Origin of the sequence: Fibrobacter sp. (assembly GCF_017545445.1) — a bacterium.
Classification (GTDB): Bacteria; Fibrobacterota; Fibrobacteria; order Fibrobacterales; family Fibrobacteraceae; genus Fibrobacter.
Genome location: NZ_JAFWOM010000143.1, coordinates 1 through 20,766 on the forward strand (window position 1 = coordinate 1; position 20,766 = coordinate 20,766).

A 20,766-nucleotide genomic window follows, 5' to 3' on the forward strand; every position below is an offset into this window, starting at 1 on the left:
ATCGGGCTTTTTAGAAAAAATTTTCGATATATATATTATTCGTAATTCTTTTTTATCAATATCAATTTGCTTTTCTATTTCTTGAATTTTATTTTCAAGTGCTTTTATATCCATTTCAATTTGTTTACATTCTTCTTTTGCAACATTTTCTCTTTTTTGTATAATACTATATAAATCTCCTTTATTTTGTGCAAGAAGGGCAAAATCATTAGGATAAAGGTTCTTATATAAGATTAAAGCGAAAATTTTATTCCTATCGTGACTTATCTTTTTATCAGCGTTTTTACTTTCTGTTTCGTAATCCTCTTCATTTACCTTTTTATCATATATCTTAAATTCATTAATGCTGTTTTTCAGCAACCGCATGTCATCTATATACAATCCAATATCCTGCAAAAAAGATTCATCAATTTTTCCCAATGGGCTATCTTTATTTTCTTTCCACTGGTTTAGCAACATATCACTGGAATTTTGACTATTTATTACTGGAATAACAGGGACAATAAAATCAAAGAATTTAGTTCGTGAACTATCGGTAAAGACTTCGTCTCGTAAGGCATAAATGAATACAATTTTGTGATGAATGTTTTCATAATTATTGAGAAGCGTGTTTAATTCTCGAAGTTTTATGAATATTTCAGTGTTGTTAAAGCGATCTAAATCTTCAAAAATTATAACATTATATCCTGTTACTTCAAAAAAATAGAGCAGTTCATCTAAATACTTGTTAAGTAACGATTCTTCACTTTCGTTTCCTTTAAATTCAATTTCTGCATTGCTAAAACATAGTTTGGCAATACGTAGTTTTTTTACGAATATGAGTAATTTATAAAGAAATAAGAAAAGAGCTAATAATACGGATACAGAAAGAGCTATATCACTCAAAACTAGAGGCAAAGTAAAAGGTTTGCATATGTATTCCCAAATTTCACCTTGTATAAAATAATTTAATACAATAAATAAAGCTAAAACAACAAATGCAGTGACAAAAGCATCTATTTTATTCGTTCTTTTTATGCGAATAAAACGAGAATTTGGCAGTTTAACTCCAGATTTACGATATAAAATTTGCTGAAGAATGCTTTTTTCGATTTTCTGTAAAACAGCTTCTGAAAAAGCTCTATTCTCTTTTTTGGGTAGATTATCTTCTTCTTTATCCTCAACAGCAAAAGTAGCTAGAGATATTTTCAAAAACCACTTTTTTCCCTTAATCAATCTGTTCAATAGAGGGACTTTTGATAACAGTCTAAAAAAGTTTTCAATCGGCCAACCGTTCTTATTCCGTTTAATATAACTTTCAAGAATAGAGCTTTTCCCGGCTCCGTAATTTCCTGTCAACGCAACATTATGAATATTATCTTGAGACAAAGCGTAATCAAGTGCGTCGAATGTGGTTTTGTCTTTTACCGTGTCAATCGGTGCCAAATGCTGGAAAGGAATTTCTTTATATTTTTCCACTTTTTCTTTCTTTTTTCTATTCCAGAAACTCATTTTCATATCTCCTAAAAATTTTACAACACCTTAAACAATTGTTCTAATTTAGCAACGATTCGTTTTTGTTCGGCTAAGGGCGGAAGGGGCATCAAGTAATTAACAAGTTTTTCCTTTGATATGTTTGGTTGAGCCCCACCTTCACCACGCTTGATTAAATCAGATTTACTCGCCATCAAGAAATAGAACAAATACTTGTTATAGTCATAATACAGAGAGCAAGCACAACACGCCTGATTTGTGGTTAATTCTATTCCTGCTATAGCTAATTTTCCAATTGTTGCTCCATACATTGCGATTAAAACATCTCCAGGCTGACACAGACGCAGTGAACATTTTTGCAACGCTAATTTGGATACTTTAATCTTTGTTTCTGTAACAACGGAATTATTTAATTCTCCAGTCACGAGCCATGGAATTTCACCATCCTTATAAAATGCCGGATTTCCTTTTGCTGGTGTTGCTCCCGCACCCCATGAACCGATATTACCCATTCTTGTCCACGCCCAGGTTTCGGGGATTTCAAAGGGAATTTCATCTGAAATGTCTTTGGGGGTGGCGGTGCCGATTTGTTCGTACCACACGCCATTTTCGCGGTAGATGCGGGAAGGCGGGTTCTTGGATTGCTTCGTCGCCTTAGCTCCTCGCAATGACGTAGATAAGGATTTCTTTGAATTCTTACTGGACCCTATCGCTCCGCTCCAGGGTGACACGTTGCCATTTCGAGATGCTGCAATTCGCTCTAGTAATTTCTGGGCGGGTTCGTCTTTGGGGTTTTGCGGAACGAGTTTGCCTTGGATGGCTTCTTGGAGAATGCTTTTTTTGAGTGCTTCGGGGAGTTCCTTGTTGAGTTTGTCGAGTTGTTCCTGGGTGGTTCCGTATTCTTCTGCTAGCGGGAGAACTTGTTCAAGTTTTGCGATGATTCGTTTTTGCTCTGCTAAAGGAGGGAGCGCAATGAAGTAAGGTCTAAAATCGGCCAAATTAACATGGGCAACTGTTGTACCAGTTGATTTACCAACTAGCATTTGTTGGGATATAGGAGACAAAATATAGAAAGCCAAATAATCCGCATTCAACAGATCTTTTTTGGGGCGAATCAAAACAGTTCTTTGTCCCAAGCATACGATTTCACCTTCCTGAATTACAGCAATATTCCCAGCAGGAGCTTCTCTTGCAAAAATCAAGTCTCCAGACTGAGGTATAGCACGAGCATTCCGTTTATTATACACATCTTCGGAAACCCTATGAACGCCCCGTAAATCTAACCTACCAAATCCAATATTTGGGGTTCGAATCAATGGATAACCAGAACCTTCATTTGACGCTGTTGAATGAGGACAGTCCTCAATCAATTCTGTTAAATGGTTTAATCTGCACCACGCCCAATTTTCAGGTATCTCAAAAGGAACATCTTCCGAAATATCTTTGGGTTCCGCATTCCCTAATTGCTCATACCAAACGCCATTTTCGCGATAGATACGGGAAGGCTGGTTCTTGGATTGCTTCGTCGCCTTAGCTCCTCGCAATGACGTTGACGAAGTTCCCTTCGGCAGGCTCAGGGAACTTTCATTTCGGGATGCGGCGATGCGTTCCAGCAATTTCTGAGCTGGTTCGTCCTTGGGGTTCTGGGGAACGAGCTTGCCTTGTATCGCCCATTGCAGAATGCTGTTCTTGAGTTGTTTTCCGTCCATCGTCGCTAGCTCCTAGATCCCCGAACGGAGTCGGGGATGACAATGGTGTCAATCCCGAGGAGTTTTTGGATTTGTTCCAGCTTCTTGTCGATTTTCTTGTCGAGTGCGGCGCGTTTCTTGTGGTAATCTTCCAGGAGTTCTGCGGGCGGCAACACTTCCTCTTCTTCCTTGGGGAATTTGCACTGGTCAAAGTTGCAGTCCATTTCCACGAGTTCTTCGGGGGTGAACTTGCGGGACTTTTCGCTCACGACTTCGCCGTCGTCGTTGGTCTCGAGGATTTCTTCGCGGTTGTTCCACCAGTCCATTATGGGCTTGCAGTGTTCCAGGCGCATCGGTTTCGTCTTGCTGAAATGCTTGTAGCCTTCGGGCATGTCGAGGCGGTAGAACCAGGTTTCCTTGGTGCTGAATCCTGTCGGCGCGCCCTTCGCCTTTTCGTTATCGAAGAACAAGATATTCGTAGCAATGCTCGTGTAAGGGCTAAAGATGCTGCCCGGCAGGCGAATGACGGTGTGCAGGTTAAATTCGCGGAGCAACTTCTGCTTGATGGCGAGTTTTGCACCATCGGTGCCAAACAGGAATCCGTCGGGGATAATCACGCCCGCGCGACCCATCTTTTTCAGGCGATACATGATGAGCACAATGAAAAGGTCTGCCGTTTCGCTGCTTTGCATGTTCATCGGGAAGTTCAACTTGGCGTTCATGCCGGTGCTGCCGCCATACGGCGGGTTCATGCCGATGCAATCCACCTTGTCGCTGTCCTTGAATTCCGTCACCTTGCGGCCAAGCGAGTCCGTGTGGGTGATGTCCGGTTCTTCGATGTCGTGGACGAGCATGTTGGTAATTGAAAGCAGGTACGGAAGCGGTTTCCATTCCTGCCCGACAATGGACGACTGGAATTTCTTTTCGTCGCTTGTGGTCTTGACGGAGGGTTTCAGGTAGTTCAGGCAACTGGTCAAGAAGCCGCCCGTTCCGCTGGTAAAGTCGCCAAAGGTTTCGCCGAGTTTCGGGTGGAGTTGCTGCACGATAAAGTCGGTTAATGCACGCGGGGTGTAGAATTCGCCCGCATTACCCGCACTCTGCAAATCCTTCAGGATTCCTTCGTAAATGTCGCCAAAGGTGTGACGGTCATCGGCATCGCTAAAGTCCACTTCGTCAATGATGTTGATGAGCTTGCGGAGGATGATGCCATCTTTCATGTACTGGTTCAAATCTTCGAAGACCATCCGCACAATCGCCTTGCCGCGAGGGGTATTTTCGTTTACGGGCAAGTTCTTGAGCGTCGGGAAAAGTTCGTTGTTCACGAACGCGAGCAACGCATCACCCGTAAGCGCTTTGCCATCTTTTTCATCGACAGCCCAGTTGCGCCAGCGCATCTTTTCGGGAATGATGGATTTGTACTTGTCCTTGGTGCATTCCCAGATTTCTTCTTGGGCGTCATAGACCTTCAAGAAAAACATCCACACCATCTGTTCGATTCGCTGGGCGTCGCCGTTGATACCGGCATCGCCACGCATTTCGTTCTGCAATCTTTTGACCAAGTTGTTTACGGACATATATTACCTTATAAAACCTATTTGACAATCCAGCGACCGGTTTTGTCGGAGCCTTCGCGAGCAATCACATCCAAGTCTTGCAACTTGGACATTTCACGATCGATCGTCCTTTCTGAAACCTTTAATTTTTTTGCAATCATTGCAATGGTGACATCACCATCGTTTATCATATCAATAATTTTCTTCTGACGCAACGAGAGCTTAATGTCGTTTGCCAATGCAGTCCCCTCTTCAACAGGACTATCCTTGAATTGTTTCAATGTATCAAGAATATTCTGGAGCATGAATTCAATAAACGGACTGCACTCCCCCGCCACTGAAGACTTCGCAATAGCATCATAATACTTTTGCTGGTTGGCATAGACCATATTTTCAACCGGCAAATGTTCAAAGGCGGGGTTCCACTTACCAAGAATAAACGACTGCCACAAGCGCCCCATACGACCATTTCCATCGCTAAACGGGTGGATAAACTCAAACTCGTAATGGAAAATGCAAGAACGAATCAGCAAATGTTCCTTGCTCTTTTTTAGCCATTCAAACAAATCAGCCATCAACGCAGGAACTCTGCCCGGCGGAGGCGCTAAATGGATGCACTTTTTCCCATTGAAAACGCCTTCGTTACAACTACGGAACCGCCCTGCATCATGAGCTATTCCGAGCATCATTACGCCATGAGCCTTTAACAAATCCCTAATCGAAAAGGGATTGAGCTTAGGGTATAATTCATAAGTTGCCAAAGCGTTCTTGACTTCAAGAATTTCGCGTTGTGGAGCAAGAACTCGTTTGCCGTTGATAATGTCGCTCACTACATTTTCGCTTAATGTATTACCTTCTATAGCAAGGGAGCTGTGAATGCTCTTGATTTTATTCGCCTTACGCAACTTGAGCTTATCCGCTTGTTCCAAGCGAATGACAAAGCGCTCTATCAACGACGAAATTTCCGTTGCAAGAGAAAGAATCTCAGAATTCAATTTAAAGGGCGGCTGGTACAATTATTACTCCGACAAATAACCTGACAAATAGAGCGACATTTACACTGACATTTACTACGACAATTAGACCGACAAATACAACGACATCGTAAATATATATTATGCGACATCGTCGGTCAAGTAGAGCTGCTTTTTCAGGTCTATAACGGCGGCTTCGTAGCCTTCACGGCCGCCAAAAAGCTTCATAATCTTGGGCACGGTGCCGATATGGCTGAACGGATCCAGTTTCAGGACTTCGTTCTGTTCCATCTGCAAAATGCCGTCATCGGCATACTTGACAAGCAAAGCCTCTAGAACTTCGCGGGCCTTGCCCTCATATTTCGCCAAATAGTTGCGTTTTTTCACGTTGTTTGCACGTTCACGACGGGTCAACGGTTTCTGGTCGAATGCCACATGGCAAATGATGTCGAAAACATCCACTTTAGCCAAGTCGGGATTTGCTTCGCGAATGGCATCTATCAGAACATCATATTCCTTGAGTTCGTCAACAATGGCCGCTTTGCGAGCTTCGGCAGACCAACGCTTGATAAAATCGTCCAACGTAGCAAACTTGCCACGGATATTCTTGCGGGTAAAATCGGTAAAGCTCTCAACCACTTGCGTTTTGCCATCTGCCCCCAGATACGAAACCGTTTCAGCATCGATTTTCACTTCAACGTGGTTGATGTAATACTTTTTCGGACCTGGATTGTAAGGATGCTTGGGCTCATGCAAACCGCCACCGCCGCCACCATGCACAGGTTCTTCGGGCATTTCGGGTTCACCATCAAATTCAGGATCCTTGAACATCTGCGTTGCATTGCGGAAATCGAGAATTTCAAAATGCCATTTGCCCTTATCCGTCTTGAGTCGAGTGCCGCGACCGACAATCTGCTTGAACTCCGTCATCGAGCCAATTTCCTTGTCGATAACAATAAGTCCACAAGTTTTGCAGTCAACGCCGGTACTCAACATTTCAGAAGTTGTCACCACAACCGGGTAAGCTTCGTCCGGCTCAATAAAGTTGCCAAGTTGCTTTTTCCCGACAGCATCATCGCCTGTAATGCGCATGACATAACGGGAATCTTCCTTGACCATGTCAGCATTCAAGTTCACCAGTAGCTGACGCATCGCTTCGGCTTCTTCCACATCGGTACAGAAAACAATCGTCTTGGTCATACGACCAATTTTGTAGAGCATCTGCGTAATGCGACGTGCGACAACTTCACGACGGGTCTTGATAACTAGTTCTCGCCCAAAATCCGGACGCTGATACAACTGTTCCGGGATGACGTTGCCGAAAAGGTCTATTTCTTGCGGACCTTCGGGAGTCCAGCCGTTCAAATCCACATTCAAAAAGCTGTTCGTCACGCGATACGGAGCAAGGAAGCCATCTTCTATACCTTGCTTCAACGAATACGTGAAAATCGGTTCGCCAAAGTATTCCAGATTATTCGCACCGTTAGCAACCTTAGGCGTTGCCGTCATGCCAATTTGCGTTGCACCGCTGAAATATTCAAGAATCTTTCGCCATTCGGAATCTTCTTTTGCAGAACCGCGATGACATTCATCTACCAGAATCAAGTCGAAGAATTCAGGCTTAAATGCGGTAAACGGATCCGGCACGCCCTCATCATAAGACACAAGCTGCTGATACAACGCCATGTAGATTTCAAAACTGGAATCCAGTTCCTTGCCCTTCACCTTTGTCATTATCTTTTTGAAAGGCTTGAAATCCTGAACCATGGTCTGGTCAATAAGGACATTGCGATCAGCTAGATAAAGGATTTTCTTTTTGCAGCCGGATTTGTGCAGGCGTTCGATAATCTGGAACGCCGTATAAGTTTTGCCAGTCCCCGTAGCCATCACTAGGAGAATTCGTTTGTCTCCGCGAGCGACGGCTTCCACAGTGCGGTTGATTGCAATTCGCTGGTAATAACGCGGAGCATGGGTGTCCGCATCCCAGTAGTATGGCTGATTGATGACCTTTTCTTGTTCCGGGGTAAGTTTCTTGCTTGCACGCACACGTTCAAGAAGCTGTTCGCGTGTCGGGAATTTGTTTAACGGAATTTCCGTTTCGGTTCCCATCAAAAAGTCGTGTTCTACAAAGCCATCGCCATTGCTGCTATAAGCAAACGGAATGTCAAGAATTAGGGCATAATCCATCGCCTGCTGCAAGCCGCCACCTACAGGGTGGTTGTTGTCTTTAGCCTCGACTATAGCGATTGGGTAATTCGGCGAAGAGTAAAGCAGGTAATCAGCCTTCTTGCCCTGTTTGCGGGCATGCTTGCCACCTTGGAAAATAACACGCCCATCAGTGAAATACTTTTCCATACGCATATCTTCAGCCGCCCAGCCTACAGCGTTTAATGCCGGCGTTATGTAGCGGTTCTTGATATCTTCTTCGGAAAGTTCTTTCTTGTTTTCGGGCATCAATGTAAATATATCAAGAAAGAGAGCTTCGATTATGAGAAACGCGTGAAAAACGGCAATTTTTGGGGTTAATTTGGGTGCCTTCACAGTAAAATTTCAACGAAATACGGAAATTGTATAGATATTCCATATTTCGTTGAACATCATTCGATTTGCTATTTCTTCTTGCTTGCGTCGTAAACGGCTTGTTTCTCAGCAACACAACTACTGAATTCTGACATAAAAGATTCAGCGCCCTGTCGGATATCTTCCAAGATTTCTTTGTGGGACATCTTGGAATGCTTCAGGGAATTGTACTCGCGCAGTTTGCGGATATCTTCTGCATCAAAGCGGTTGCTAATTTCGGGAGTGTCCATATTATGCTTCCTCCAATAATGCAGTGGGTGGGTAAATCAGCAAGTCCTTTCGGCCTTGCATTGTGGTGATGACCTTAATTCCACGAATTGTCTTGACATTAACAATGTGCTTGAAATTCCACGAAATAATGATGTCACAGTCATTGAGAATTGCTGCCGCGATGTGCTGGCAATCATCCAGACTTTTTTGCTTAAGAATTCCAAAATCAATGAACTTTTCGGCAAGGGCGATTGTGTCTTCTGTTATGTTGACAATATTGAAATTTATTTCATGAAGATGCTTGAAGAACTGTTCCTTCTTTCGAAGATCCTTGCAATCGTTTAGTTCCTTCAAAACTACTTGGGACACGAAAATATCATAATCACCCTTTTTGAGGGTTTCCCATACTGCTCGTGTATCAGCCATTTTTTCGGGAGCATCGTCCTGTTCAAGATAGCTGATAACCGAGGTGTCCAGGTAGACTTTGAGTTTTCGGAAGTTCAAATCCATATTTTAAATATACTATAAAAAGGTGAAAAAAATTTAAAGCACTATTTCCAAATATGTGCTCAGCGTTTTTGCAACTCTCAGAATCCTCGCATATTTCATGAGTGTTGATATATTTCGACCGCGACGTCTGATATAACTTTTGACAATTTCAGCACATACATCTATTCCAATTTTATTTCGATATTTTACGGCATCGCAGACAGAGCGTTCCAAGTCGGTGACGTGTACCTTATGCCCATGCACCTCCGCTATCGTGGTTCCGAATTCCAGCAGATGATCAGACCAGTAATAAAGTGTTATCGGAGGGTATTCGGGTAATACAAGTTTCCGTTTACGAGGTATGGCAACACAAAATGCATTAGGAATTTGCGTGGTAAGTTCGTAGTGCTCCCACGCCGAATACATGCACACTACTCCACCGGGCACAAGAATGTCTATATCGAGCATTATGTCGGCCAATACGATAGGTTCAGCAAACACACCTGGACGAAGGCGAAGCAGCTCACCCGACTGAACCTTTTGCAAAACCAGATGATACTGATAAGTGTTCAAGTCTCCGCGAACAATGAAACCTTCACTATTACGAATTTCTTTTCCGTCATATTTGGGCATATTTCTACCGCAACAAAACTACGACACTTTTACAAATGTGCCGTAGAATTTTAACATAAAGTTTAGCAGCACAAAAAAAATTAACACTTTATGCCCATTTAACATTTTAAAATGTTAAACGCAAGAAAAATGTTAAAACAAAAGTCGCTGATAAAATAGTAGGTCATGCACTAAAATCTACACTCGTCAATTTTAGCGGTCAAGGTGGCGGATTGCGAGGGGATTTTGCGTTAGAGAAAAACTCTTCAGCTCGCAATAACGAAGTTTCACAGGATCATTAGATCCTTCGACTTCACTCCGTTTCGCTCAGGATGACACTGCTAATATGCGATAGCTAGACTTTACTTTTTAGGTTTTCCCATGGGCACTTTACCATCGAAGCCGAAGCCAAAATAAAAGCGGTTCATTACCCCTACCCCATCCCGATGATTTACAAAATCATTGTAGGCAGGAGATACTTCAATCCGCCATTGAAACTTGGGAACAATATCAAACATATCCCCTACAGGAAATCTCTTAAAGATCTGAGTTCCAGCAACAAACGTTGCAAAAGTACTTTCCAACTCATCCCCATCGAGCTTTGTATTTTTTTCAGCAAAAGACAGCCCACCAAAAATATCAACTCCAAACATGTCTCCGTCAATTAAAGGATATCCTCCCATAAGTCCTAATCCGCCCCAGCTAAAATTATCGCCAAAGAGAGCATTTATGTGAAATAAAATCAAAACCGAATAAATTTGGACTCTCACCTGAGCCAACAACGAAAAGGATTCGTCAACGTCGCTCATGGTCGAATTGAAGAGACTTTTCCCAATCATGCCTGACATACCAAAATGAAGATTCAAACGTTTACGATCGCTTTGGAGCATTTTGTCAACAGACGCTTCATTCACCAAAGTATTCACAAGTGCATTATATTTGCCCTCAGGAAAAGATTTTAAAAATACATCACGCATGACAATCAGCCACGAATATCCAAAATCGTAGTCGCTATCGTGTTCAAACGGGTTATCTTGCCGAATCCACAAATACAGCCATGAAGGGAGAGCTTTTGCAGCTAAATTAGTGACAACCCCGATAGGTGTTGGATTCTTGAATTCGGCGGCAAGAACAGAATAGCTTATATCGGCGAGTTCTGAAAGCAATTGGATTAATTTATCAGAATCTTTCTTGGGTTTCGTCTCCTTATTTTTTTCAAAGGCATACGCCGAATTATATTTGGCCAAAACATATTCGAACAGCAAATTCAATGCGGCGACATCTTCATCTTCTAAGTTCATTGACTTGAAATCAATTGTCTTTACAAGATGTCCGTTGTATGTAAGAAAAGATGATGCCTCTCTTTGTAGTTTTAGGAGTCGGTCTCCTAAGCAGTCCCCTGAATCGACTTGCATTCCGTTGTGAACAATATCGTCAAGAAGCGAATGCACGGCTTTATCGTTTTGTGGATAAATTTCAACAAAGCCGTCCAGAAGTCGCTCGTCCATTTCGCAAACATTCATCGCTTGCGAAGAGCTGAATTCCAGAAGAGCAAGGAGCACTACAAAGCAAATACAATTCAATTTCATTTCGATACAAACCTCTCGGTGACAATAATAAATAAATTTGTTATTTATCATTGTTGAATTGCGTTAGGGATAGTGACCACCGTGTGGCGGCCCTTCGGCAAGCTCAGGGACCTTTTCCAATGCTATTCTGCCGAAGGGCCGTCGCAAGAGCTGCACGGGGGCACCATTGGTGCGCACGGGCGGCCTTGCGATATAGCCCGACCTTGCCCGAGGGCAAGGGAACGCCCAATGTAATTTGAGATTGCCGCACCTTCGGCTCGCAATGACGAGATGCACACTCGCCTGCTGAGTTGTCTTCGACTCCACCCTTCAACGTACTTCGCTTGCTCAGGGACCTTAATAAGGTTGGTGAGCTTGTCGAACCACGCTCAGGATGACACGTCGCTTTTCGCCCATATTTTTCACGCTCGTCCGAACATTTTACCCCCCCCTTTTTCTACATTATGTTCAGTAACATTCTCTACCGGGATCGCCATCCCGATGGATTAACTCTCAACAAATGAGGAACAAACAAAAAATGGCAAGAGCATTGATTATCGGTTGTGGCGCCGTTGCCACAGTTGCTATCAAGAAGTGCTGCACCTGCAGCGAAGTTTTTAGCGAAATCTGCATCGCCAGCCGTCATCGCGAAAATTGCGAGAAGTTGGCTCAGGAACTCCGCCCGAATACGAAGACGGTCATCACGACTGCCGCTGTCGATGCGGACAAGGCCGAGAACGTCTCTGCTCTTATTAGAGAATACAAGCCGGACCTGGTGATGAATATCGCTCTCCCCTACCAGGACCTCGCCATCATGGATGCATGCCTTGAATGTGGCGTGAACTACATGGACACGGCTAACTACGAGCCGGAAAATATCGACGATCCGGAATGGCGCAAGGTTTACGACAAGCGCTGCAAGGAAAAGGGCTTTAGCGCCTACTTCGATTACAGCTGGCAGTGGGCTTACAAAGAAAAGTTTGAAAAGGCTGGTCTCACGGCATTGTTGGGTTCCGGCTTTGACCCGGGTGTTTCTCAGGCATACTGCGCCTACGCCTTGAAGCACCAGTTCGATACCATCGAAGAAATCGACATCCTCGACTGCAATGGCGGCGATCACGGTTACAAGTTTGCAACGAACTTCAACCCGGAAATCAACCTCCGCGAAGTGTCCGCTCCGGGCAGCTACTGGGACACGGACGAGAACGGCAAGGGCCACTGGGTTGAAATCCCGGCCATGAGCATCAAGCGTGAATACAACTTCGCACAGGTCGGCAAGAAGGACATGTACCTCCTCCACCACGAAGAAATTGAATCCCTCGCCCAGAACATTCCGGGCATCAAGCGCATCCGCTTCTTCATGACGTTTGGCCAGAGCTACCTCGACCACATGCGTTGCCTCGAAGACGTGGGCATGCTCAGCACGCAGCCGATCAAGTTCCAGGGTCAGGACATTGTTCCGATCCAGTTCCTCAAGGCTCTGCTCCCGGACCCGGCAAGTCTCGGTCCTCGCACGGTGGGCAAGACGAACATCGGTTGCATTTTCAAGGGTACTAAGGATGGCAAGCCGAAGACTTACTATCTGTACAACGTTTGCGACCACCAGGAATGCTACAAGGAACTCGGCAGCCAGGCTATCGCCTACACGACTGGCGTTCCGGCCATGTGCGGTGCCATGATGGTGCTCACGGGCAAGTGGAACAAGCCGGGTGTGCATACGGTCGAAGAGTTCGATCCGGATCCGTTCATGGAAGCCCTCACAAAGTACGGCCTCCCGTGGAATGAAGACTTCAACCCGGTGCTGGTTGATTAGTAGGAAGTAGGAAGTTAGAAGTAGACAGTTCTCTTGATAGTCCTGTCTACTGCCTACTGTCTACTGACTACTGATCCGAAGGATCCTTTATGAAAAAATGGCGCATTGACGATTCCCGAGATCTTTACAACGTAAAGGGCTGGGGCGTAAGTTACTTTGACATTAACGACAAGGGTCACGCGACGGTTTCGCCGATCAAGAATGGCGGTCCGAGCATCGACCTTTACGAGCTCGTGCAGGAACTTTCCTTGCGCGATGTTTCGACTCCTGTGTTGTTGCGCTTCCCGGATATTCTGGACAGCCGCATCGAAAAGATTCACGAGTGCTTCACGAAGGCGACGACTGAATATGGCTACAAAGGTGGCCATTACAGCATCTTCCCGATCAAGGTGAACCAGCAGCGTGCGGTCTTGGAAGAAGTGGTGAGTCACGGTTCCAAGTTCAACATCGGCCTCGAGGCGGGTTCCAAGCCGGAACTCCACGCGGTACTTGCGAACATGGAAAATCCGGACGCGTTGATTATCTGCAACGGCTACAAGGACGAAGACTTTATCGAGCTGGCTCTCCTTGCGCAGAAGATGGGCAAGAAGATTTTCATTGTCGTCGAGAAGATGAACGAGCTTCACTTGGTTGTAGATTTGTCTCGTCGCATCGGCGTGCGCCCGAACATCGGCATTCGCATCAAGCTTGCAAGCTCTGGCAGCGGCAAGTGGGAAGAATCCGGCGGATACCACAGCAAGTTCGGCCTGAACAGTTCTGAACTTTTGGAAGCACTCGACTACATCAAAGAAGAGAAGATGGAAGACTGCATGAAGCTCATCCACTTCCACTTGGGTAGCCAGATTACGAACATTCGCCATATCAAGAATGGACTCCGCGAAGTGTCGCAGTTCTACGTTCAAATTAAGAAGATGGGCATGGGCCTTGAATTCGTGGATGTGGGCGGCGGCCTCGGCGTGGATTACGACGGCACACGCAGTTCTAACGCAAGCTCAGTGAACTATTCCATCCAGGAATACGCAAACGACGTTGTCTATGCGATGTACGAAGCTTGCGAAAACGGCGGCGTTCAGCATCCAAACATTATTGCGGAATCGGGCCGTGCACTTTCGGCTCACCATTCCATCTTGGTGTTCAACGTGCTTGAAACGGCAGGCCAAGCCTTCTTTGACGAGAGCGTTCACGAAATTAGCGATGACGCTCCGGTAGCACTGAAGGACTTGTACGGCATTTACAAGAGCCTTTCTCCGAAAAACTTGCTCGAAAGCTGGCACGATGCCATGCAAATTAACGACGACACCTTGAGCGGTTTCAAGATGGGCGACGTAGATTTGCAGACGCGCGCCATGAGCGAACGTTTGTTCTGGAGTATCGCTCGCAAGGTGGATTTGCTCGCACGCGACTTGCGCCATCCGCCTTATGAATTGAGCGAACTCCCGCGCTTGCTTGCCGAAAAGTACTTCTGCAACTTCAGCCTTTTCCAGAGCCTCCCGGACAGCTGGGGCGTGGATCAGGTGTTCCCGATTATGCCGATCCAGCGTTTGGACGAAGAACCGACGATTGAGACGACGATTCAGGACGTGACTTGCGATAGCGACGGCAAGATTGACATGTTCGTTCGCGGCGGCGAAGTGGCACGCACCATTCCGCTCCACCCGATCAAGAAAGACGAACCGTACTTTATCGCGGTTTACCTCGTCGGCGCTTACCAGGAAATTCTCGGTGACCTCCACAACCTCTTTGGCGATACGAACGCTGTGCACATTGTCTGCAACGACAAGGGCGGCTACGATATCGACAAGGTGATTGACGGCGAATCCGTGGAAGACGTGCTCGACTACGTGAACTTCAGCGACAAGGCTCTTGTCCGCAACATGGAAAACTGGGTCACGCGCTCTGTGAAGGAAGGAAAGATTACGCTTCAGGAAGGCAAGGAATTCTTGAACATCTATCGTTCCGGACTTTACGGATATACGTATCTGGAGTAATGAGCTACGAGCAATGAGGTCGCATTACTTCGTAATGCTTTGAGTTTATTATGGCACCGAAGGTGCGATTATCAATACTCAAAGGACCGAAAGGTCCGAGCTCATACCTCAAAGTGAAAGTAGAATGTCACCCCGGCCTCTGTGCCGGGGTCGCCTTTTACAAGGGAAAAGCCCAAAAAATTGGACATATCATGATTCACGAAATTACACCGCACAAGTTAGATAACGAATTTAAAGACATTGCCCCGAAGCCAACCGATTACTTGATTATTTACAATGGCGAACAAACGCTATTCAAGAAGGCGGGTGACAATTACGAGATTCCGCGTGTGAGCGAGTTTCCGCAATGCGAGTGCCATTACTTGATTAGCATCGACGGGGATGCTTATTTCTTGTGCAATTCGAACTTGCCCGAAATTCCTGAAGGTTACGAATTCCGTGGCAACCGCACGTTCCGCACGCTAGAAAACCACTTGGAACGTCTCGGCGGAGCAACATCGGCACACATCGCCAAGTGGGAAAGTTTGAACAAATTCTGCGGCAAGTGTGGTCACCTCATGGCGCGAGGCATCAAGGAACGTTCCATGATTTGCCCAGCCTGCAAGAACACGGTCTATCCCAGGATTTCGCCGGTCGTGATTGTCGCTGTACGCAACGGCAACGAGCTTTTGATGGCACGCAACTTAGACAATCCCGATAAAACGCGATTGTTCCTTATTTCAGGATTTGTGGAGATTGGCGAATCGCTCGAACAAGCTGTCAAGCGCGAAGTCCTTGAAGAAGCAGGCGTCCGTGTCAAAAACATCAAATACTTCGGCAGCCAGCCGTGGCCGTTCTCGGAATCGCTCATCTCGGGCTACACCGCAGAACTCGACGGCGACCCGACCATCCACATGCAAGAAGCTGAACTCGCTTGTGCCACATGGGTCAAGCGCGAAGATATTCCCGAATACGATACGAGCGTAAGCATCAGCAGTTGCTTAATCGAAAATTTCCGCTCGGGATGGACGATTAAGGAATAAAGCTACGGCAAGAAATCACAGGATCCTTCCTTCAAGGGTCAGGATGACGAGTCTAGGAAAGCGCGGTCGAGATGCCGCGCATTTTCATTAAAAAGGAAGATCCGATCCCGGAACGGAGTCCGGGATGACACGCAAAAAATTACTTTTTCGAGGTTTTATCCGCTTTCTTCTTCTCTTTCGGAGCGGCGGCTTCGGGCTTGTTTGCGAGAACAACGTATAAAGTATCGTGAATCACAACCGTATCGCGAACGACAAGCGTATCGTGGACAAAAACCGTATCGTGAACGCAAGCAGCTTCTGCAGACGCAACCGCAGGAACAGTCGCGGTCGCCGGAACCGTTTCAACAGTAGAAGACGAACTCGCAGGCAAAGAGCTTGATGCAGGAACATCCGCACTGGAGAGCGCAGCACTCGATTGCACGCCATTCGACGATACAGACTGTACCGTTACCGACGAATTCACAACAGAACCCGACGACATAGGCATATTTTCGATCACCGTAATCAAAGAATCACGAACACTCCGCAAACTATCTAATTGCTTGCGGAAACGCGTCTTATTACCGGGACGACGTTCCCTAGTGTACTGAACCTCGATCTTGTCGATTTGCGATTCCACGCCCCTGAGTTCGTCAAAAACCGGTCCCTCCCCTTGAATCGAACCGCTTGGCGTAAAGAAATTCACAAACCGTTGCCAAACAGACCGCTCCTCGCCCCAAGCAAGGTCCAAAGCAATAAAACAAACGAAAGCCGTAAAAACTTTGCAAATAGAATGGAATTTAGATTTTTGCATGCAACAATGATAGAAAAAAAGCGACCCATCCCTTTACAATCCCCTCAATTTTACTAAATTAACACTACCCACGCGGGAGTAGCTCAGTTGGTAGAGCGCGACCTTCCCAAGGTCGATGTCGAGGGTTCGAGACCCTTTTCCCGCTCGAAAAAAGAGAAACCACCTATGAGGTGGTTTTTCTTTTTTTATATGGTAAAAAAAGGGTCGAGAACCCGAGAAGAGGGTTCGACAAAATTCGATCATGGACGAAGTCCGAAGAGCGAATTTTGGAATTATCGCGTAAGCGATAAGCCCGTTAGGGTGAGGAGTCAGCCGCGAAGCGGTGACTGACGACGAATCAAACCCTTTTTCTTTACAAGTGAATAAAGTGAATCAATTTTCCTCAAAACGCAATCCAACCATTTAGGTTTGAGATTAAACTAAATAGAGACTACCACAAAAATTTTTATGACAAATTTGCAATAAATAATTAAAATTATTCATTATACAAATACAAGGAACCTCATATGAAAAAAATTCTTTTATTTACCACTTTTATCACAGCAGCATTTTCATTCTATGCTTGCGACAATTCTTCAAATTCACCAGATTCATACGACACCCTACCTGCATCGAATATAATTGATTGGAACGAAACACCTCAATCCTGTACAACACAAATCATGCAGGATACGATTTTCAGCATTATAACATTAAAGAATTGGTCTATAAATATGGTTCAAAACATTAATGTAAACAGCCTTCATACCACAATTACATTTAAAGGACTTGAAGAATCTGATTTAGAATTTATGTGCAATTATTTTAAAAAAGGACGAGAGGAACTTCTAAATGAATTTCCCGAAATGAAAATAAAAAATCCTATTTGCGCAGGAAACAGCATTATCCAAGAATCCATCATAGACGCAACCTTGACAACAGAGAATATCACAAACACTGATAGATTAATGTGTCAAGACGCACTTAATTCAAGCATAAAGGAATTTTTATTCAGCGACGACGATGAATAGAAAGTAAAAATACAATCAAAGGAAATACCGCATGATAAAAAAGATTCTTTTACCGATTATTACAACAGTCACAATATTCTTGTTGAACGCTTGCGATAGCAGTACATCAAGCGAACCAGAAAAAACATACAGCATTCCGCCGACATCGTTTGTCATCAACTGGAACGAAAAACCACAATCATGTACTGCAATGTTTGATAAAGATACTGTTTTCTTTGATTTAACATTAAAAAACTGGTCTTGGAGCGAAGTATTCGTCTTCGAAGGGAACAGATATAGCAACACACAAACATTTAAAGGACTTGAAGAATCCGATTTAGATTTTATGTGTTTCTATATGAAAAAATCAATCGAATCGGTAGGAGAAAATACAGAAACCATAAGAGTAAAAAATATAGCCTGCAATGGAGATATCATTATAGCAGATTACGTTATGGATGCAACTTTTGCAGATTCCTTTACTCCTGCGGTTTCCGCAAGTAATATGCAAAGTCTATGTCAATACCTTTTAACCGAAGAAATGACCTTAAAAGAGTTTTTCTTTGGCATAAAATAAAACAGATTAAAAAAGCATGTTTTTTGCAGCAATATTCGCCTTACGCATTTATCGTCTCTCGTCTAATTACTATCTTTGACCCACTATGTTTTCACAACTGACTGATTCTCTAGAAAATACTCTCAAGAACCTGCGTGGGCAGGGCAAACTTACCGAAGAAAATGTGGCTGAATCGCTGCGTGAAGTGCGTCGTGCGTTCCTCGCTGCCGACGTGAACTTCAACGTGACTCGCGACTTTGTCAAGTCCGTCAAGGAAAAGGCGCTCGGAAGCGAAGTGCTCAATTCCGTGACCCCAGGTCAGCAGATTGTGAAGATTATCCACGACGAGCTTGTATCCGTCATGGGTGGCGAAACTAAGGAAATAAACCTTTCCGCACCAGCCCCGGTGGGCATCATGATGGTTGGTCTGCAGGGTTCGGGTAAGACGACTTTCGCAGGCAAGATCGCTCTCTGGATGCGCAGCAAGAAGAAGAGGAAACCGCTCCTCGTCGCCGCAGACGTTTACCGTCCGGCCGCTATCAAGCAGTTGCAGGTGCTCGGCAAGTCCATCGGCGTTCCGGTTTATGACGAAGGCCAAGGCAATCCGGTCGAAATCATCAAGCACGGCTACCAGTTCGCAAAGGACAATGGCCATGACCTCGTGATTTACGATACGGCAGGCCGTTTGCAAATCGACGAAGAGTTGATGCAGGAACTCGAAAAGGCTCGCGACGCGGTTCACCCAGACGAGATTTTGTTCGTCGCCGATGCGATGATCGGTCAAGAAGCGGTGAATGTCGCCGAAACGTTCTGGAACCGTCTGAACTTCACGGGCGTCTGCCTCTCGAAGATGGATGGCGATACCCGCGGCGGTGCAGCCCTCAGCATCAAGAAGATGACGGGCGTGCCAATATGCTTTATCGGCGTTGGCGAAAAGCTGAACGAAATCGACCTTTTCCACCCGGACCGCATGGCAAGCCGAATCCTCGGCATGGGCGACGTGGTCTCGCTCGTCGAAAAGGCTCAGCAGGTCATCGACGAAAAGGACGCAAAGGACCTTAAGAAGAAGATTCTTAACAACACGTTCGACTTGAATGACTTCTTGAAACAGCTCCGCACAATCAAGAAGCTCGGCCGCATCAAGGACATTTTGAGCCTCATCCCGGGCTTAAACAAGCTCCCGCTCGACCAGATTGACGAAAAGCAGCTCGTCTATGTAGAAGCGGTGCTCAGTTCCATGACGCCGAAGGAACGCAAGAAGCCGCAGATTATCGACGGCAGCCGCAAGGCCCGTATTGCAAAGGGTTCCGGCACGGATGCAGCCCGCGTAAATGCGGTGCTCAAGCAGTACGAAGGCATGAAGGAAATGTTCAAGAAGGTCGGCGATTTTGCAAAGCGCCAGAACAACGGTGGCACGATCGGTTCGAACTACACGCCGCCTAAGGACAAAAACAAGAAGAAAAAGAGATAGGCGCCTCGCATTTCGCAGACGCGAGAGAGCACCGAGCATTTTACTTGAGCTTTTTCGCACGAGAATCGCGCAGTCCACACATTTTAAAAGTCCGTTTGCAAGAGCTAGCGGACTTTTTTTCGTTCAAAAACGGATAACTTTTACGCCACCAAATCCATCAAGTCAAAGTACATCAGGCGAGTATGCGGGTCGTCATCTTCGGCGTTCATAAAGCGAAACCCGTTCTTTTCGTAAAAGGGAACCGCCCTCAAATACGCATCAACCGTCAAGAATCGGCAACCCGTTTTATTTTCAAAGACAAACATCGACTTGATGTAATCCAAAACAGTCGTACCGATTTGACATCCTTTGGCGGATTCGTCAACGCCTAGCCGGCACAGTTTAACCGCAGGGTAGCTTTTCAGACGTTTTTCGTTCGGAAATCCCTGTTTTTTACGGAAACGATTGAATTCGGTCTTGTCCTTGAAATCGCCCACGGCAACCTTGTCGTTGGCAAGACTGCAATAGGCTAGCATTTTACCCGTATCAGCGTCCGCACAAGCATAACTCACCGAAAGCAAATGCTTCTGAAATTCCGACGCACGATTTCGAATGAAATCATCTAAATCTGGGTCGCCACAAGTAAAATCTTTTATCGTATTTTTCGAATTTAATCGAATAAATCGCACATTTGGTTTTTCTATGTATTGTCGAACCACGGATCAACACCTCCATTGGCTTCTTCGCGGGCACGCTTTTCGGCCATACCCAGCTCGTAAGCCTTTTTCATCAGTTCGTAATTCCGCAAACGGCGGGCACGAATTTCTGGAGGTTCCGGGCGGCGTTCCTCCATCGCTGCTAAAAAGCGACGGGCATCTTCGCCAAAGAGAATCGGAGTTTCACGAATCGGTCTAGCCATAGCTATGTCCTTTATTTTTCATATAAGTAACGATATAATAACTATGGAGCATCACTAGACTGGTGAAACCCGGCAACACACCGCTAAGG

At 45.4% G+C, this 20,766-nt stretch carries 17 protein-coding genes, 1 tRNA gene and 1 pseudogene; 7 read left to right on the forward strand and 12 right to left on the reverse strand.

All coding sequences use genetic code 11. From position 1 onward, the window contains the following. The 9 genes and pseudogenes from IKG78_RS16785 to IKG78_RS16825 form a co-directional block, all read right to left on the reverse strand. A pseudogene (locus IKG78_RS16785) lies at positions 1 to 1,491 on the reverse strand (hypothetical protein); the annotation flags it as partial. Between the two features lie 20 nt (positions 1,492 to 1,511). Continuing rightward, positions 1,512 to 3,182 (reverse strand): restriction endonuclease subunit S, encoded by a 1,671-nt coding sequence (locus IKG78_RS16790; protein ID WP_290945610.1) that lies wholly within the window; start codon positions 3,180 to 3,182, stop codon positions 1,512 to 1,514. A 5-nt stretch (positions 3,183 to 3,187) separates the two neighbouring features. Beyond that, complete coding sequence (locus IKG78_RS16795) at positions 3,188 to 4,735, reverse strand: class I SAM-dependent DNA methyltransferase (protein WP_290945612.1); 1,548 nt, start codon at positions 4,733 to 4,735, stop codon at positions 3,188 to 3,190. Between the two features lie 17 nt (positions 4,736 to 4,752). Beyond that, on the reverse strand, positions 4,753 to 5,709 hold the full coding sequence (locus IKG78_RS16800; RefSeq protein ID WP_290945614.1) for a Fic family protein: 957 nt from the start codon (positions 5,707 to 5,709) through the stop codon (positions 4,753 to 4,755). Between the two features lie 120 nt (positions 5,710 to 5,829). Beyond that, on the reverse strand, positions 5,830 to 8,142 hold the full coding sequence (gene hsdR / locus IKG78_RS16805) for an EcoAI/FtnUII family type I restriction enzme subunit R (RefSeq protein WP_290945616.1): 2,313 nt from the start codon (positions 8,140 to 8,142) through the stop codon (positions 5,830 to 5,832). 155 nt (positions 8,143 to 8,297) lie between these two features. After that, positions 8,298 to 8,498 (reverse strand): hypothetical protein, encoded by a 201-nt coding sequence (locus IKG78_RS16810; protein WP_290945618.1) that lies wholly within the window; start codon positions 8,496 to 8,498, stop codon positions 8,298 to 8,300. 1 nt (position 8,499) lies between these two features. Next, a complete protein-coding gene (locus IKG78_RS16815; RefSeq protein ID WP_290945620.1) occupies positions 8,500 to 8,988 on the reverse strand; it encodes a PIN domain-containing protein in 489 nt (162 codons plus the stop codon). Between the two features lie 33 nt (positions 8,989 to 9,021). Next, positions 9,022 to 9,600: a hypothetical protein gene (locus tag IKG78_RS16820; RefSeq protein WP_290945622.1), complete on the reverse strand. Its 579-nt coding sequence runs from the start codon at positions 9,598 to 9,600 to the stop codon at positions 9,022 to 9,024. Positions 9,601 to 9,941: 341 nt separating this feature from the next. Continuing rightward, positions 9,942 to 11,168: a hypothetical protein gene (locus tag IKG78_RS16825; protein ID WP_290945624.1), complete on the reverse strand. Its 1,227-nt coding sequence runs from the start codon at positions 11,166 to 11,168 to the stop codon at positions 9,942 to 9,944. Positions 11,169 to 11,685: 517 nt separating this feature from the next. On the opposite strand from IKG78_RS16825, the gene IKG78_RS16830 reads away from it, so the two are divergent. From IKG78_RS16830 to nudC, 3 genes are all read left to right on the forward strand, one after another. Beyond that, on the forward strand, positions 11,686 to 12,960 hold the full coding sequence (locus IKG78_RS16830) for a saccharopine dehydrogenase family protein (RefSeq protein ID WP_072826787.1): 1,275 nt from the start codon (positions 11,686 to 11,688) through the stop codon (positions 12,958 to 12,960). A gap of 89 nt (positions 12,961 to 13,049) precedes the next feature. Beyond that, the gene (gene speA / locus IKG78_RS16835) at positions 13,050 to 14,948 is read left to right on the forward strand and encodes a biosynthetic arginine decarboxylase (protein WP_290945626.1); all 1,899 of its coding nucleotides are present in this window, start codon (positions 13,050 to 13,052) and stop codon (positions 14,946 to 14,948) included. Between the two features lie 191 nt (positions 14,949 to 15,139). Further along, positions 15,140 to 15,970, forward strand: a complete 831-nt coding sequence (nudC, locus tag IKG78_RS16840) for an NAD(+) diphosphatase (protein WP_290945628.1) — start codon at positions 15,140 to 15,142, stop codon at positions 15,968 to 15,970. A 139-nt stretch (positions 15,971 to 16,109) separates the two neighbouring features. Here nudC and IKG78_RS16845 read toward each other — a convergent pair whose 3' ends face one another. Then, entirely contained in the window at positions 16,110 to 16,763 is a 654-nt protein-coding gene (locus IKG78_RS16845) for a hypothetical protein (RefSeq protein WP_290945630.1), read from the reverse strand. A 72-nt stretch (positions 16,764 to 16,835) separates the two neighbouring features. Here IKG78_RS16845 and IKG78_RS16850 point away from each other — a divergent pair. From IKG78_RS16850 to ffh, 4 genes are all read left to right on the forward strand, one after another. Next, positions 16,836 to 16,908 (forward strand) — tRNA-Gly (locus IKG78_RS16850). A gap of 361 nt (positions 16,909 to 17,269) precedes the next feature. Then, the gene (locus IKG78_RS16855) at positions 17,270 to 17,773 is read left to right on the forward strand and encodes a hypothetical protein (protein WP_290945632.1); all 504 of its coding nucleotides are present in this window, start codon (positions 17,270 to 17,272) and stop codon (positions 17,771 to 17,773) included. Between the two features lie 31 nt (positions 17,774 to 17,804). Next, positions 17,805 to 18,329 (forward strand): hypothetical protein, encoded by a 525-nt coding sequence (locus tag IKG78_RS16860; protein WP_290945634.1) that lies wholly within the window; start codon positions 17,805 to 17,807, stop codon positions 18,327 to 18,329. 85 nt (positions 18,330 to 18,414) lie between these two features. Next, positions 18,415 to 19,779, forward strand: a complete 1,365-nt coding sequence (ffh, locus tag IKG78_RS16865) for a signal recognition particle protein (protein ID WP_290945636.1) — start codon at positions 18,415 to 18,417, stop codon at positions 19,777 to 19,779. Positions 19,780 to 19,919: 140 nt separating this feature from the next. Here the strand turns inward: ffh and IKG78_RS16870 are convergent, their stop codons facing one another. Together IKG78_RS16870 and IKG78_RS16875 are read right to left on the reverse strand one after the other, a co-directional pair. Then, on the reverse strand, positions 19,920 to 20,447 hold the full coding sequence (locus tag IKG78_RS16870; RefSeq protein ID WP_290945638.1) for a GNAT family N-acetyltransferase: 528 nt from the start codon (positions 20,445 to 20,447) through the stop codon (positions 19,920 to 19,922). Positions 20,448 to 20,458: 11 nt separating this feature from the next. Further along, positions 20,459 to 20,677 (reverse strand): hypothetical protein, encoded by a 219-nt coding sequence (locus tag IKG78_RS16875; protein WP_290945640.1) that lies wholly within the window; start codon positions 20,675 to 20,677, stop codon positions 20,459 to 20,461. Positions 20,678 to 20,766 lie beyond the last annotated feature (89 nt).